Origin of the sequence: Otoolea muris, from assembly GCF_943193115.1 — a bacterium.
Lineage (GTDB): Bacteria > Bacillota > Clostridia > Lachnospirales > Lachnospiraceae > Otoolea > Otoolea muris.
Map to the genome: position 1 here is coordinate 108,839 of NZ_CALPCY010000008.1, position 15,617 is coordinate 124,455.

The following is a 15,617-nucleotide window of genomic DNA, read 5'->3' on the forward strand; positions in this document are numbered from 1 at the left end:
TCGCGGTTTACAGTCCGACAGAGGGGAGACAGACAGTAAGATGAAAAAGGTGAGTGTGATTGTCCCTGTCTACAATGTGGGGGAATATATCGATCAGTGTATGGAAAGCATCTGCGGCCAGACGTACCGGGAGCAGGAAATTCTCGTCATATATGACGAGTCAGCGGATGACAGCCTGGAACGCTTAAGATGCTGGAGCGAACGGGATAAAAGGATACGGCTGGTTATCAATGACGAGCGAAAGGGGCTCGGCGCGGCGAGGAATAAGGGGCTTCGCATGGCGTCAGGCGATTACGTCGTCTATGTGGACTCAGACGACTGGCTTAAGGAAGATTTTATCGAAACCCTGTGCCAGGCGATCGGGGAGACCGGGGCGGATTACGTCTCCAGTATCGGCTATTTTGAAGCAGATAACGAAAAAATTGAAAAAACGACCACGCTTCCTGCCGGGACATATACGGGCGACCTGGGACGCATCATGGTTCTCCTGGGGGAAGCGCCCGTGGTCTGGAAAAAAATTTTCAACAGGGAATGGCTGTTAAAAAAGCAACTGTTCCAGCCGGAGATTTTCAGTTATGAGGACTGGGGATACGATATTGTGCTGGTCCCCGAAACGGAGAAAATCGTTCTGATTCCGGAAATCGGCGTGTTTTACAGGCGCAACCATAAGGATGATTTGTCACATGACGTCATGATCCGCATATTGGGAGATTTTAGAAGAACCCTCGAATTTGGCCTTTCACAGGCCCGGGAGAGGGGGATCTTTAAGCGGTACCGCCTGGCGATTGAAGCCTATATTGCGCATGATGTGTTCTGGCGGGAACAGCTCGCAAGAGAGGCGGGAAATGAGGAAGCCCTGCGGTTATTACAGGGAATCAGAAAGGATTTTCTGGAGGAGCAGTTTGGCTGTCGGCATCTGTATGAATTTAAAAGACACATCTGTATGGGGAGCTTTGCGCTGCGCTGGATCGTACAGAGCACGACCGCGCCCTTAAAAAAGCTGGAGCATTTCGCTTTTTCCGGCCTGGCGGCAGCCATGTCGTACCATGAGGCTGTTGAGGTAAGGCACGATAACCGTCTCAGGAAGCGGCAGGTGGAACAGGATATAAGCGGGGCTTTTGCAGAAGCCATCAGCCAGTTGACGGAAAAGACCATTTTGTTTATGGATTTCCTGGAAGAGCGCAACCCGGTTCTTGAGATGCAGGGAGGCGCATACATGACGGAAAGCGAGGCATATCTGGGCGCGGAGGGCGCGCCGCCAGTGAAGCGAAGGATTGCAAGCGGGACGCCGGAGTTTATGGATTTGTGGAGACGGGCGCGCCGGAAGCTGGAGGAAGCTTTGAGCTCCAAACGGGAACTGGTTTCGGTTGTGTTAGTCAGGAACCGGATGTCCGAGCGGTACGGGAACATGGACAGCACGCGGGAATTTGACGGAATTGAGGAAATACGGCGAAACAACGAGATGTTTGCTGAGATGGAGGATGATTTCCTCAGCCGGTGCAGGGCGGCCGGGGTGAAGGTGATGGAGCTTTCCCTGCCAAAAGAGCTGCGTTTTGCAGACGAGGATTTCAGGCATGGCTGTGAACCGCAGTATATGAACAGCGCGCTGTATATCTGGATGAGATATGAATTATATAAGAAGCTGCGGGACGGATTTCCGGATACATGAGGAACCGGCCTGGAAAATTCAGGCCGGGGGCGGAAAATCGTCATTGCCGGATACGCAAAAGCTGTAACAGTCCAGCCTGTCTGAACTGTTAGCAAAAGCGGGAGGACAGGCGGATGGAGAACAGCAGGATAAGTATTGTTGTGCCTGTATACAACATAGAGAGGTACATAGAACGCTGTATAGAAAGCCTTATCAATCAGACATACAGGAATATTGAAATCATCCTGGTTGACGACGGATCGTCGGACGCTTCCGGAGGTATTTGTGACCGCTATGCCGGCAGAGACAGCCGGATACGCGTGATTCACAAAGAAAACGGCGGCCTGGTCAGCGCCAGGACAGCCGGGGCCATGCAGGCGTCAGGGGATTATGTGTGCAGCGTGGACGGGGATGACTGGATCGAGCCGGACCGGATGCGGAATTTTGCAGAGCGGGGAGCCAGGACGGGCGCTGACATGGTGTATATGGAGGGGTATTACAAGGAATATGAGGGCAGGAGCTCCTTCATTCAGTCAGATATACCGGAGGGCCTATATGAAGGCGCAGAGGTGATGGAAAAACTGTTTCCTCTGCTGATCCGTACGGATTGCTGTTTCAGGCGTCCGCTGCGCGGGACGCTCTGGTGCTGGGGATTTAAGCGGGAACTGTTTCAGAGAATGCGTGCGAAAATGGATGACCGGATATCGATGGGAGAGGATCATGCGCACCTCATCCTCTGTATGCCAAAGGCAAAGACTGTGTTCCTGATGAAGGAAGCGGGATACCACTATGTGATGCGGGAGGACTCGATCACGCATACGCTGAACAGGGCGTCCCTTGAGGGGCTTAAGATCTGGTTCCGGATCGCGAAGGAACAGATGGCCGCGCACGGCTGCAGCCGCGAGCTGTATTTACATATGGTGTTTCTGGAAATCTGGTATATCATGAACTGTGATTACAGCATCCTTCTGGAAAGGCCGCGTGAGTTTCTGTACCCGTACCCCCAGGTGAAAAAAGGCAGCCGGGTGGCTGTGTACGGGGCGGGGACGGTTGGGGTGCAGATAATAAGGATGCTTGCTCAGTCAGAGGAGTACGAGCTGGCCTGCTGGGCGGACAGCTACAGCGGGGGCCGGATGCTGGAGGGCCATATGGTGCAGGGCATGCAGGGGCTTCTTGAGGCAGAGTTTGACTACGTGGCGATCGCGGTGCTGGATCGGGATATTGTGGATGAGATCCGGAAATCTCTGCTGGAATGCGGGATTCCGGAAGAAAAGATAGCAGCCATGGACGCAGGGGCCATCAGCGGTGAGGATCTTCCGGAAGGTTTTTGAAAGGGGCATTTTGAGTAAAAATATTCCTCTGCGGGGAGGAATGCGGCAATGGTTTCTTTTCCGTAGGCGATTACAATAAAATGGCTGAAAAACGGAGCTCTAAGTAAGTTTATAGTAACATGTACTCTCGGAATCTCTCTGCACCTGCTTTTGCGGCTGATTTTCCGCCAGATGCACCCAAATTTAATCAACGTACGCTCCACGTACGCCTCATAAATTTGTGCACATCTGACAAAAAATCATCTCACAAAATCAGGCACAGCGAGATTCCGAGAGTACATTAACTTAAAAAGGAGAAAAAATGGAGTTTAGTAATAAAGAGGATTTTATTCATAAATGTAAGGAAATCAGCAATGCCGGAATAGATCTTTACATTGTTGGCGCAGGTGAACATGGGCAGGAGCTTGCAAAGCTTTTGAATGAAAATGAAATACCCGTGAAAAAATTTATTGACAAAAATGGGGATGGAGTATCAGCAATCCGCTACGAAGAATGTGATAATAAAAATGCTTTTTTCATTGTATCCAGTTTTTTATATAAAAAATCAATGTTAGATAACCTGCGCGATATTGTAGGTGTATCGGAGACGTCATCTATGGCTACATTTGATTATCACATAAAAAATAATTGGGGTTCAATTTGCGCTCCGCTAAGCGCTGATGAGGCGCTTGACTTTTTGCTGAAAAATTTCCGGTTTGATTCTGTTTTAGATATAGGATGCGGGCAGGGCCTGCACAGTGAAATTTTTTTAAAAAATGGAAAAGCTGTTACCGCAATAGATTATGGTGATTCCATATATTTTAAAAGAAGAAAAAAGGACAGCAAAATAAGTCTTATTGTAGAGGATATCAACAAATTTGAAAGTACGCAACAGTGGGATTGCGTTTGGTGCGCACATGTGCTGGAACACCAGCTTAACCCTCACAATTTTTTGAAAAAGATTCATTCTTTGATAAAAGAAAATGGTATTCTGGCAATTACTGTTCCGCCTCTTGAAGAACTTATTGTCGGTGGCCATGTCAGCGTATGGAATGCCGGGTTACTATTATATCATTTAGTATTGGCAGGATTTGACTGCAGCAATGCGCATATTAAAAAATACGGATACAATTTGAGCGTAATTTTAGAAAAGCATTCCATAAATGTTTTAAATAACATAAGTTATGATGCCGGAGATATTAAAAAGATACGTAAGTTTTTACCTTCAGAAATTGATTTTATGGAAGTGGAAAATAACGATAACCACTTTTGGGGTAATATAGAGTGTATGAATTGGAATTACAGACAGGATTATTGAAAGAAAACGGGGGATAAAAATATGTATTTGCAAAATATTTTTACACGGCGCCAGAAATGGTGCTGCGGAAGGGATAGCAATTAACGATGAAAGGTGGTATAATACAAGTGCAGAGACAAGGCTTCTTTTCAGCCGCTCAGGAGGAGGTGAAAACAGTATGCCAACAACCGAAAAAGAATATAACGGATATCTTTTTGACCAGCTCTCCATATTAGAACGGATTGAGGCCGTTGCGAAAGAGGAGGCTGTATTGAAACAGATCGCGATTGAACGGCGGCAGATTGAACGTAAGCTTTACCAGCAGCCCCCGCTTAAAAACGGGTAGACGTTGACATTCTTTAAAAACAGGAGTTTGCTATATGTATCAATTATTCAGGAAGCTGTGAAACGAACATTTGCCGCGGCTTCCTGTTTCGGTTATGATCAGCCCATACGGAGATGATTTTCCGCGCTGCCTGGGGTATATGGGATGTTTTGTAAAAGATTACGTCTGTTAAAGTCCATCTGATTCCGGGGGAGGGTGTGTTTTTACTTATTTATGGGATTATAGTTGAGAGGTAAAAATTATGCTTGAAAAGCTTGCAGAACGCTTTGGCGCGGCTCCTACAATAGCCTGTGTAATAGTTTTTGGAATTTTATTAAGCCTTGTTGTAATATTGCTTATGTCCAAACTTGAATATTTTCTGAAACGTATCTGGAGGTCGGAAATCACTGTTGGCGCTCGTTCAATAAGGCTTTGCAGTGTACCTTTGACAGGCTTGGTTGCGGTTTCCCCTGCAGCGGCATTTTTTTTGTCAAAAAGTGGATACCCGGATCTATTTATATTTTTATCATTGCTTCTGCCGATTGCCCTGACAATAATATGGAGCGTTTTTACGTGCGGTATGAGAGGCGTTTGGGTAGGGGTTGTCCGCATATTGCTGGGCATATTTATATTTTTTGCTGTTGCAACCGGCATTTTCTTTATAATTGGCGCAGGAGCAATATTTTTAGCTATTCTTGGCGGATCCAGGACAGACCTGGTACAAATACAGCGAGGGTCTGATATCCTGACACTCGAACCTGCTGGCGGCGTATATTACAGAGATGTTTCTACTGGTGAAAGATTTTGGAAAGACAGTTCTTATATGGTTGATTCAAATGAACATAGATATAGGATTATTTGATGTTTTTTGCACAGCTATACACTCGTCGAAAGAGAAGATAGCAACCTTGGACGCAGGGGCTATCAGCAGGGAGGATCTTCCGGAAGGGTTCTGAGGAGATTGTCTGTCCTGTGTGTTTCTGTTGTGTTTTTTATCCAATCCCAGAGCGCATTTTTTCAGCAGATGGAATCGCGTCTGAAACCGCTTGCCCAACTGGAAGAATTTCTGGACAGCAACAAAATTATCTTCCGATACAATTCCAAAGTACATACCTTCTCGGTGATCCGGGCGGACTATCTGCTGCAAAATGATTTTAACAGCTCTTCTTTAGAGGGAGTCAGGATTGCGGTAGAGATGTTTCAGGAAGAAACGGGAATCCGGTTATGTAAAGTTCCGCTGGCGGATCTGTGCGGAACGCTGGTTATAATAAAGCCCTGAGCTCAGGGATAGCGATGACGGGTGCGGGAGAGTTCAGCAGGGCTGAGTTTTTGGAGGGATTTAGAGGCGAACGCCATATTTTACAAGTAGCGTTAAAATTTGTGCGCTCACAACAATGGCGTCATATACAGCAGCAGGTATAAAATTCCGTCCGCCTCTTTCAAATCTCCGGTCTGCGCTGTCGCTCCTTGAAGGATTGGAATAAAAATACAGCTTATGCCCGCTTGCGGCAAGCATCTGGGCGACGATATTTTCTGTGATCATTCCTTTATTCACTTCGAGCTTGTCAAACAGCAATTTTTTATACAGCTCTTCACTGACGATTCCGTTCTCATCAAACGCATGGCTGATCAGGAGGCCCGTATCTCCCATATAGCACTTAAGCGTCATACGATCCATGTTTAGCTTCAGCCCGATATTCGGCGAAGTGGAGTTATAGCAAATATTTACAATCATTGCGTCATCCAGCCAGAATAAAGCATCCTCATAATCCCTGAAACGGGCCTGCTTTTTCAGGGAGGACAGACGGAATTTCTTTTCATGCTTTTGAAGCTGCGCCGGACGGCGGTTTAGAGAGTGTCTTAAAAAGTAACAGTTCAGGTTGTCTGAACTGTTGCATTAAAAACACTCTGGTCAAATTTTAAAAGGATCAAAATATATCTATTTAAAACAAATCCCCGATATGCTATGTTAAATGAATCGATATTGTCAAAAACATCATAAAAAACACTTATTATTCTTGATTTTTCACCGATAATAGTGATAACAGGGGAGTGTTTATTTTTTTGGAAACATTGTATCAAAACATATACTTTGTGAAATAACCATACTCTTCCGGGAAAGGAAGCCGGCGGGTTCTATACAGGGCGCGCCGTTGACAGCCATATGAAAAGATTAGATGCCTATATTGTAGACAAGTCCTGCAATCTGGAAGAAACCATGAAGGTGATCGATGCAAATTCAGCGGGGTTCGCCCTGGTCTGCGACGGGAGGACGCTGTTTGGCGTTGTTACGGACGGCGATATCCGGCGATACCTGCTGTCCGGGGGCTCGCTGAAGGAGCCGATCTGCCATGCGGCAAACCGCACGCCGCGCGCTGTCCTTGAGAGCGGGCGGTATCTGGCGGAACCGCTGATGCGCGGGGAGCAGTTGACCGTGATTCCGGTCGTCAATGAAAAACGGGAGCTGGTTGACATCATCTTTAACGGGACGGATAAGAAGCCAGTGAAAAAAGAAAACCTGGGCGTCCCGCTGGTGATCATGGCAGGAGGGAGGGGAACCCGGCTGCGCCCGTTTACGGATATCCTGCCCAAGCCGCTGATTCCGGTGGACGGTATTACCATAACGGAGCAGATCATGAACCGGTTTGGGGCATACGGGTGCAATGACGTGTATCTCATCGTCAATTACATGAAGGATTTCATAAAAGCCTATTTCAAAGAAAAGAATGTCCGGCAGACGCTTCATTTTATCGAAGAGGAGCGCTTTCTGGGGACAGGAGGCGGGCTTACATACATGAAGGGACAGGTGGACGGAACCTTTTTCGTGACCAATTGCGACGTGCTGCTCGACTGCGATTATGCCGATATGCTGGATGTACACAGAAGGAGCGGGAACGCGGTTACCATGGTGTGCGCCAGGAAGAATCTGGTTATACCATATGGCACGATAGAGATCGGGGAGGGCCGCCGGATCCTGTCCATGAAAGAAAAACCGACGATTGCGTACAACATCAACACAGGCGTTTACATCATCGAACCGGAGTTTCTGGAGGTGATACCCGAGGGGGAGAGCATCCATCTGCCGGAGCTGATCGGGCTGGCGATGAAGCGTTCCCAAAGAGCCGGAACATACGTGATTGATGAAAGCCAGTGGATGGACATGGGACAGATGGAAGAGCTGGAGCAGATGAAATATAAGCTGGAACGATTTTAGGGATGGGGGGAGGCTTGATGGAACCGATCATTCTGGTTGGAGGAGGCGGACATGCCGGCAGTGTGGCAGACAGTATCATGAAGACAAAACAATACGACATAGCGGGCTTTGTGGATTATGAATCACGCAGGGAGAATGGGCCTTTTGGCCTTCCGTTTCTCGGTACGGATGACGACCTGGAAGCGATCTTTGCCTCGGGAATCCGAAACGCGGTTGTCACGGTCGGATATCTGGGAAAAGGGGATGTCCGGGAAAGGCTGTATGCGCGTTTAAAGAGAGTCGGATACAGCCTTCCGGTGATCCGGGATCCGTCGTCCATCCTGGCTGAGGGAGCCTGCGCAGGGGAGGGAACCTATATTGGCAAGCGGGCAGTGCTTAATACGAACGCTGAGGTGGGCCGGATGTGCATCGTCAATACAGGGGCGATTGTTGAGCACGACAACCGGGCGGGGGATTTTACCCATGTGGCGGTGGGGGCCGTGCTGTGCGGGGCTGTCCGGACGGGAAAAGGGGTTTTGGTCGGCGCGAATGCAGTTGTGCTGCAGGGCCTTTTTATCGGCGATTATGCGGTTATCGGGGCAGGTGTTACGGCAAGACGCGATGTTTTGCCGGGAGAGGCGTATTACGGAGTATAAGAATGGAACATGGAAAGCGGATTATGACGATTGCAGAGGCAGGGGTCAATCACAACGGCGATATAGGGCTCGCCAGGAGGCTTATAGAGGAAGCGAAAAAAGCAGGGGCTGATTACGTGAAGTTTCAGACCTTTGTACCGCAGGATTTAGTCACAGCGGACGCCGAAAAAGCGGAGTATCAAAAGAGCCGGGCGGAGAATGGAAATTCACAACTGGAAATGCTCAAGCGCCTGGCCCTGCCCTGTGAAGCGTTCACAGAGCTGAAGGCGTATTGCGATCAGCTTGGGATCGGGTTTTTATCGACGGCATTTGATTTGAAAAGCATAGAGTTTCTGTCTTCGCTCGACATGGATTACTGGAAAATCCCGTCCGGAGAGATAACGAACCTTCCTTATCTGGAGAAAATCGGCCGGATGGGAAAAACGATCCTCCTTTCCACAGGTATGAGCGAGATGGAGGAAATCCGGGAGGCGGCGCGTATTCTTGAAACGAACGGAGCGCCTGAAATTATACTTCTGCACTGCAATACAGAGTACCCGACACCGTTTGGGGACGTCAATCTGCGGGCAATGAAGCAGATGGAGCGCGTGTTTCAGAAAAAAACAGGCTATTCGGATCACACGGCGGGGATTGAGATTCCGATAGCGGCGGCCGCCCTGGGAGCCTGTGTGATCGAAAAGCATTTCACGCTGGATAAAAGGATGGAGGGGCCGGATCATAAAGTCAGTCTTGACCCTGTAGAACTGGCGGCCATGATCCGGGCGATTCGGAACGTGGAGGCGTCTATGGGGGACGGGATAAAGAAAAGGACTGACTCTGAGAGGCATAATATGGATATTGTGAGAAAAAGCATTGTAGCCTCGAAATACATAAAAGCCGGCGAACGGTTCACGGAGGATAACCTGGCCGTAAAAAGGCCGGGAAACGGGATATCGCCGATGGAGTGGTATCAGGTGCTGGGAAAACGGGCGGCAAGAGATTACAGGCCGGATGAACGGATCCATAACATTTAAATTAAGAAAGGCAGGTATCGCAATGGATCAAATGATTCCTTTATCGATTCCGAACTTTGAGGGAAATGAAGAAACATATGTTCTTGACGCAGTCCGCGAGGGCTGGGTATCAACCGGCGGGGCCTATATCGCGGAATTTGAAAATCGTCTGGCCGGATTTTTGCATGCGCCTGCCGCGGCGGCCTGTCAGAGCGGGACATCGGCCATACATCTTGCGCTTCTCGAATGCGGCGTCCGTCCCGGAGACAGCGTGATTGTTCCGACACTCACGTTTATCGCAGCCGTGAACCCGGTTCGGTATCAGTATGCGAATCCGATTTTCATGGACTGCGATGAAAGCCTGTGCATGGATCCGGCAAAATTAAAGCGGTTCTGCGAGGAGGAATGCGAACAGAGGGACGGTAAGCTGTATCATAAGAAAACACAGTCGGAGATAAAGGCTGTAGTCGTGGTTCATATTTTTGGAAATATGGCTGACATGGAACGCATCATGGATGTCGCGGATGAATACGGGCTAAGGGTGATAGAAGACGCCACGGAGGCGCTGGGCACATATTATCTGGAAGGCCGCTACAAGGGAAAATACGCGGGAACGATTGGCGACTACGGGGCCTATTCCTTTAACGGAAACAAAATTATCACAACAGGGGGCGGGGGCGCTGTCGTGGCCAGGGATGGCGCGCATCTGGAGCATATGAAATATCTGTCAACTCAGGCGAAGGACGATCCTCATTTTTACGTACATCATGAGGTCGGTTACAATTACCGGATGACAAATGTGCAGGCCGCCATCGGCGTGGCGCAATTAGAGAAGCTTCCGGAATTCATAGAGAGAAAGCAGAGAAACTATGCCCTCTACAGGGAGCTCTTATGCGATATGGAATTGGGGAGAATGTTTGATTTCCGGGCAGGGACGAGTTCAAATAAATGGTTTTACGCGTTTGAATTGTCAGGCGGCCGGATATCTGCGAGAGAGGCGATAAAAGCGCTGGCGCGCGAAAAGATCCAGACAAGGGCGATCTGGGAGCTGATTCATGAACAGACGCCATACAGGGAGGATACGGCATATCAGATTGAGAAAGCGGCGGCGTATCAAAAACGGATCGTGAACCTGCCCTGCAGCACGCAACTGACACAGCGTGATATATGCCGCGTGGCTGAGCAGATGAAACGGCTGAATGAGAGCGTATTGGAAGCAGGCTCCATGGAGCAGGAGAACAGGAGTGACAGATAACATGGTGAAATATGCTGTTTGGGGCGCCGGGCACAGGGGGCGCATCCTGTATGAACTGCTGGGAGCGGAGCGGATCGCCGCATTTATTGATTCAAATCCGGCAAAGACAGGAACAACGTATCTCAATTGCCCGGTTATTGATTATGAAACGTACAAAAAGGAATACCGAAGGTATGTGATCATTGTGTCCATCGTTTTCGGCGGAGGCGTGACAGAGCTTCTGGAGCGTGACCGTATATTTTATTTTAATGTGGAACAGTGTCCGCCGGAGTTTATGGGATACGGGCTAAACACGGCCAGACATGCGTTAAAGGAATGGGATTTAAAGATTCCAGACAACGCGGTTCTGTATGGAGGAACTTTATATACCGTGCAGGTATATGAAGAGCTGCAAAAGAGAGGGCGCAGGAATCTTTCCGTCTGCCTTCCTTCCTCCATGGAGGAGAAGATGCGGAGCCTGTTTTCAGAGATGATGCCGGAAATACGCACGATACAGAGCAAAGAGATCGATTCACAGACGATCCTTCTGACAGAAAAAACGCATGGTTTAGAGCCGGAATTGAGCGGCTGCCCGGTGCTCGACATTGCAGACTGGACGCAGTATGTTCCGGCATACCATAACCACAAAATCGAAGCGTTAAAGAACCGCTTCAGGGGAAGAAGATGCTTTATTGTGGCCACAGGACCAAGCCTGACCTATGCGGATCTCTCTCGCCTGCATGACAACCATGAGTTTTGTATGAGCATCAACTCCATTTTTACCTGCTTTCCGGAGACGCCGTGGAGACCGGACTGTTATACGGTTCTGGATGCAGACGGGATAACCATGTGGCAGGGGGAGTTCCATAAGCTTAAGGATATTCCCTGTAAATTCATTGCAGATTGCCAGCCGTATTTTGACTATACGCAGTTGGATGAGAGCTGGCATGTGTATCATTCGATACTGGATGATTTTTCCATTAAACATATGCTGTTCAGCGAGGATTGCTCCAGAAAAGTATATAACGGCTCTACGGTTGTGTATGTGTGCATCCAGTTCGCCGCTTACCTGGGATTTAAGGAGATCTATTTGCTGGGGGTGGACTACAGCTACAGGAAAAACGGTAAAAATCATTTTACAAAGCAGGTGGAACCGGATGAGCAGTTTGATGGAATGAACGGGCAGGACCGGATCCAGAGAATTTCATATGAGGCGTTCAGGAGAGCCGGCGAATATGCTTCTTCACATAGCATTAAAATCTATAACGCGTCAAGAAAAACCTGCCTGGATGTATTTGAGCAGGTGGATTTTGACACATTATTTCCGTGTGCAGGGGAAGGAGAACATATATAACATGGCAAAGGAAGCGATGAGCAAAAAAGAATATAAGAATCCGGGAGGAATCAGAAAACGGATGGATGAAAACAGCCGTCCCCGCAACTGGAATATACAGTGCGAATTTCCTGCCAATCTGTTATTGGAGCCGACGAATCTGTGCAATCATGCATGTTTAATGTGCGCCAATTCAAAGGGCGCCAAAAAAGGCGGCATGATAGACAGGGAGCTTGCGAAAAGAATATTGAAAGAAGCGTATGAACTGGGAACGCGGGAAGTCGGATTCTACGGAATGGGCGAGCCGCTGTTAAATAAAAATCTCGAGGAATATATCGCGTATGCGAAGCAGTTGGGTTATGAATATACCTATATCACCACAAATGGAGCGCTGTTGTCAGAGGAACGGGCAAGGCGGCTTCTGGAAGCGGGGATTGACAGTGTGAAATTTTCCATTAATGCCGCCAGCCCGGACCTCTATTATCTGATACATGGCAAGGATGAATTTGATACGGTGATACGAAATCTGATAGAATTCGATAGTCTGAGAAAGCGGCAGGAGCGAAATACCGCACTGTACATCTCTTATATCGCGACGCGCTACACGGCTTCTGATAAAGAGAAATTCAAAAGAAACTATCAGGGTTATGCTGACGACATCGTATTTTTAGACTGCAGATCGTCAGGGGATATGGCAGACGAGCTGGACGCATACCTGTCAACAGGCGCAGATACAGACGGGCTGTTTAAAAGCGGTATCTGTCCCATGATATTTAATAAACTGCATGTCACGTATGACGGATGTCTTTCCATGTGCTGTGATGATTCACAGAATTATCTGGCTGTAGCGGATCTGAAGGAAGAAAGCCTGGAGGAAGCGTGGAACAACGCGTATGCGCGTGATCTCAGAAAACGCCATCTGGAGCATAATTTAAAGGGAACAAGGTGTTTTAATTGTATGAATCACTGCAATGGACCGATTGAACCGTTAAATCCAAAGCTGGCAGTGTATATTGACAGTAAGCGCTGGAACAAAGAGCAGGAGATCAGGACAAGAATTGATAAGTGGGAACAATACAAAAGGCGGCAGGAGACGGCAGGTTTGGAGAGATGAAGAATGTAGCGGAAAAAAATAAGCTTTATGTCGCCATGTATCATTATATAAGAGATTTAGCGCACAGCCGTTATCCGGACATTAAGGGGCTGGATCTCTCACTGTTCCGGGAGCAGATCGGATTTCTGAAGAGGACGTTTCGCATCGTCACAATGGAGGAAGTGATCCTGGCAGCCAGGGGAACGTATGATCTCCCTGAGCAGGCGCTCTTATTGACATTTGATGATGGCTATATCGATCATTTTACGTTTGCCATGCCGATTTTGGAGGAGAATCACGTACAGGGCGCTTTTTTTATTCCGGGAAAGACATTTGAAGAACACAGCTTATTGGATGTAAACAAGATTCATTACATACTGGCAGGCGCAAAGCCTGAAAGACTGCTGGCGGATCTGCTTGCCAGGATGGATTATTACAGAGGAAACGAGTTCGATTTTCCGGACAATAAAGAGCTGTGGGAACAATACGGCGCCAGGGACGGGCGGTTTGACACGCCGGAAGTGCTGTTTGTAAAGCGTATGCTGCAGATGGTATTGCCGGAACCTTTGCGAAAGCGCATCAGCAGCGAGCTGTTTGAGAGCTATGTGGGCGTGCCGGAGAAGATACTGGCTTATGAGCTTTATATGACAAGGGAGCAGATACGGACGATGAAGCGCCATGGCATGCATATAGGAATCCATGGATATGATCATTATTGGCTGGGGAATTTGTCAAAGGAAATGATGGAGGCAGATATCGCTCAGGAGCTGGCAGTGATGGACGAATTTATTGACAGGGATGCATGGGTTATGAATTATCCATACGGCAGCTACAATGATCAGGTCATTGCGTATATCCGAAGCCGGGGATGCTGTCTCGGGTTCACCACGGAGGTGAGAATCGCCCGGCTTAATAAGGATGAGCCGTTTAAGCTGCCGAGGCTTGACTGTAACGATTTCCCGCCAAAGAGCGGGAATTATAAAACGATAGAATAAGGCGCAGGAGATATAGGATATGCAGGCAAATGTGTTAGAGTGGCTGGAACAAAGCTGCCGGCGCTTCGGCGGTAAAACCGCCGTTTGCGATGAATGGGAGGAGCTGACCTGGCAGCAGTACCATGACCGGGCGATGGGGCTTGCAAAGGCCATCATTGACCGCGGACTGGGAAGCAGGGAGCCGGTTCTTGTTTATCTGGAAAAGAGTGTTAAGGCGCTGGCATCCTTTATGGGCATTGCCTATGCCGGCGATTTTTATTCACCCATTGATACCGGGATGCCGAAACAGCGCGTGGATCGGATCCTGGAGGTATTGCAGCCTAAGGCGGTGATTACTTCAAAAGAGTTAAAGCGCGAATTTGAAAAATTTCATTATAAAGGCGATTATATTCTGTATGAGGAGGCGGTTCCTATAGAGGCAGATGAGACGGTGGAAAGGAGAAAGCGGCAGATCATAGACACGGATTTGCTGTATGTGCTGTTTACATCCGGCTCCACAGGCACGCCAAAGGGGGTCAGCATCACGCACAGGGGCGTGGTTGACTGTATCGACTGGTTTGCGGATACATTCCATATAAGCTCAAAGGATCGTTTGGGGAACCAGGCGCCGTTTTATTTTGATGCTTCGGTTCCGGATATCTATTTAAGTATGGCGTCTGGCGCCGCATTGTATCTGATCCCGAAAGATTTATTCGCACAGCCGGTCCGACTGCTGGGATATCTGAAGGAGAACGAGATCAATACCATAATATGGGTGCCGTCTGCGCTGATCGTAGTTTCAAAACTAAAGGCATTTAAAAACGTGGATCTTTCATCGATATTGAAGCGGGTCATTTTCTGCGGTGAAGTCATGCCAAATAAACAGTTGAATATCTGGAGGAAGTACCTTCCGGATGTGGTATATGCCAATCTGTACGGGCCGACGGAGGCAATCTATGCCTGCACATATTACATTGTCAACCGGGACTTTGCGGATGATGAGCCGCTTCCGATTGGATTTGCAATGAAGAACACGGATATTATGGTTCTGGATGAGGAAGGGCATTTCATAAACGAACCGGGGAAGATGGGAGAACTCTGTGTGAGAGGGACCGGGATATCGGCCGGATATTACAATAATCCGGAAAAAACAAAGGAGGCATTTGTGCAGAATCCTCTGAATCATGTTTATGAAGAGAAGATTTACAGGACAGGCGATCTTGTGAAATACAATGAATATGGGGAGCTGGTATATGTATCCCGAAAGGATTTTCAGATCAAGCACCTCGGACACCGGATTGAGCTCGGGGAAATCGAGACAGCCGTATCTTCCCTGCCAGGCGTAACCAGATGCTGCTGTCTGTATGATGAGAGGCATGCAAGGATCTGCCTGATTCTTGATCGGGATATGTCAAAGGAGGAGCTGCGCGCGCAGTTGGGAACCATGCTTCCGGACTATATGCTGCCCGGGAAAGTCGTGTATATGAACGATATTCCGTTAAATGCAAATGGAAAAACAGACAGGGTAAAGCTGAAAGAATTCATATAGGAATGCCGTGTCT

At 48.3% G+C, this 15,617-nt stretch carries 15 protein-coding genes; 14 read left to right on the plus strand and 1 reads right to left on the minus strand.

Going from position 1 to position 15,617, the window contains the following annotated elements:
• Positions 1 to 40 precede the first annotated feature (40 nt).
• From NFS31_RS07385 to NFS31_RS07410, 6 genes are all read left to right on the plus strand, one after another.
• Positions 41 to 1,669 carry a glycosyltransferase gene (locus tag NFS31_RS07385; RefSeq protein ID WP_251493098.1) on the plus strand — a complete coding sequence of 543 codons (1,629 nt, stop codon included), beginning with the start codon at positions 41 to 43 and terminating at the stop codon, positions 1,667 to 1,669.
• 113 nt (positions 1,670 to 1,782) lie between these two features.
• Positions 1,783 to 2,979 (plus strand): glycosyltransferase, encoded by a 1,197-nt coding sequence (locus NFS31_RS07390; protein ID WP_251493100.1) that lies wholly within the window; start codon positions 1,783 to 1,785, stop codon positions 2,977 to 2,979.
• Positions 2,980 to 3,280: 301 nt separating this feature from the next.
• On the plus strand, positions 3,281 to 4,276 hold the full coding sequence (locus NFS31_RS07395; protein WP_251493102.1) for a class I SAM-dependent methyltransferase: 996 nt from the start codon (positions 3,281 to 3,283) through the stop codon (positions 4,274 to 4,276).
• 157 nt (positions 4,277 to 4,433) lie between these two features.
• Entirely contained in the window at positions 4,434 to 4,601 is a 168-nt protein-coding gene (locus NFS31_RS07400; RefSeq protein WP_251493104.1) for a hypothetical protein, read from the plus strand.
• 241 nt (positions 4,602 to 4,842) lie between these two features.
• Positions 4,843 to 5,442, plus strand: coding sequence for a hypothetical protein (locus NFS31_RS07405; RefSeq protein ID WP_251493106.1), 600 nt, complete (start codon positions 4,843 to 4,845; stop codon positions 5,440 to 5,442).
• A 123-nt stretch (positions 5,443 to 5,565) separates the two neighbouring features.
• Entirely contained in the window at positions 5,566 to 5,859 is a 294-nt protein-coding gene (locus tag NFS31_RS07410) for a PBECR4 domain-containing protein (protein WP_251493108.1), read from the plus strand.
• Between the two features lie 60 nt (positions 5,860 to 5,919).
• Here the strand turns inward: NFS31_RS07410 and NFS31_RS07415 are convergent, their stop codons facing one another.
• Entirely contained in the window at positions 5,920 to 6,459 is a 540-nt protein-coding gene (locus NFS31_RS07415) for a DUF4143 domain-containing protein (protein WP_275563878.1), read from the minus strand.
• Between the two features lie 285 nt (positions 6,460 to 6,744).
• Here NFS31_RS07415 and NFS31_RS07420 point away from each other — a divergent pair, with 285 nt between their 5' ends.
• Genes NFS31_RS07420 through NFS31_RS07455 form a run of 8 tightly spaced genes read left to right on the plus strand, consistent with a single transcriptional unit; the run spans position 6,745 to position 15,604 of the window.
• Positions 6,745 to 7,794: a sugar phosphate nucleotidyltransferase gene (locus NFS31_RS07420; protein WP_251493110.1), complete on the plus strand. Its 1,050-nt coding sequence runs from the start codon at positions 6,745 to 6,747 to the stop codon at positions 7,792 to 7,794.
• A gap of 17 nt (positions 7,795 to 7,811) precedes the next feature.
• Entirely contained in the window at positions 7,812 to 8,429 is a 618-nt protein-coding gene (locus NFS31_RS07425; protein ID WP_251493111.1) for a NeuD/PglB/VioB family sugar acetyltransferase, read from the plus strand.
• A 2-nt stretch (positions 8,430 to 8,431) separates the two neighbouring features.
• On the plus strand, positions 8,432 to 9,442 hold the full coding sequence (gene neuB, locus NFS31_RS07430) for an N-acetylneuraminate synthase (protein ID WP_251493112.1): 1,011 nt from the start codon (positions 8,432 to 8,434) through the stop codon (positions 9,440 to 9,442).
• Positions 9,443 to 9,464: 22 nt separating this feature from the next.
• The gene (locus tag NFS31_RS07435; RefSeq protein ID WP_251493114.1) at positions 9,465 to 10,676 is read left to right on the plus strand and encodes a LegC family aminotransferase; all 1,212 of its coding nucleotides are present in this window, start codon (positions 9,465 to 9,467) and stop codon (positions 10,674 to 10,676) included.
• On the plus strand, positions 10,666 to 12,009 hold the full coding sequence (locus NFS31_RS07440) for a 6-hydroxymethylpterin diphosphokinase MptE-like protein (protein WP_251493115.1): 1,344 nt from the start codon (positions 10,666 to 10,668) through the stop codon (positions 12,007 to 12,009). Before NFS31_RS07435 ends, NFS31_RS07440 begins: the two co-directional genes overlap by 11 nt.
• Before the next feature lies 1 nt (position 12,010).
• The gene (locus tag NFS31_RS07445) at positions 12,011 to 13,102 is read left to right on the plus strand and encodes a radical SAM/SPASM domain-containing protein (RefSeq protein ID WP_251493116.1); all 1,092 of its coding nucleotides are present in this window, start codon (positions 12,011 to 12,013) and stop codon (positions 13,100 to 13,102) included.
• Positions 13,099 to 14,076: a polysaccharide deacetylase family protein gene (locus NFS31_RS07450; RefSeq protein WP_251493117.1), complete on the plus strand. Its 978-nt coding sequence runs from the start codon at positions 13,099 to 13,101 to the stop codon at positions 14,074 to 14,076. Before NFS31_RS07445 ends, NFS31_RS07450 begins: the two co-directional genes overlap by 4 nt.
• A 19-nt stretch (positions 14,077 to 14,095) precedes the next feature.
• Positions 14,096 to 15,604, plus strand: coding sequence for an amino acid adenylation domain-containing protein (locus NFS31_RS07455; RefSeq protein WP_251493118.1), 1,509 nt, complete (start codon positions 14,096 to 14,098; stop codon positions 15,602 to 15,604).
• The last annotated feature ends 13 nt before the right edge of the window (positions 15,605 to 15,617 follow it).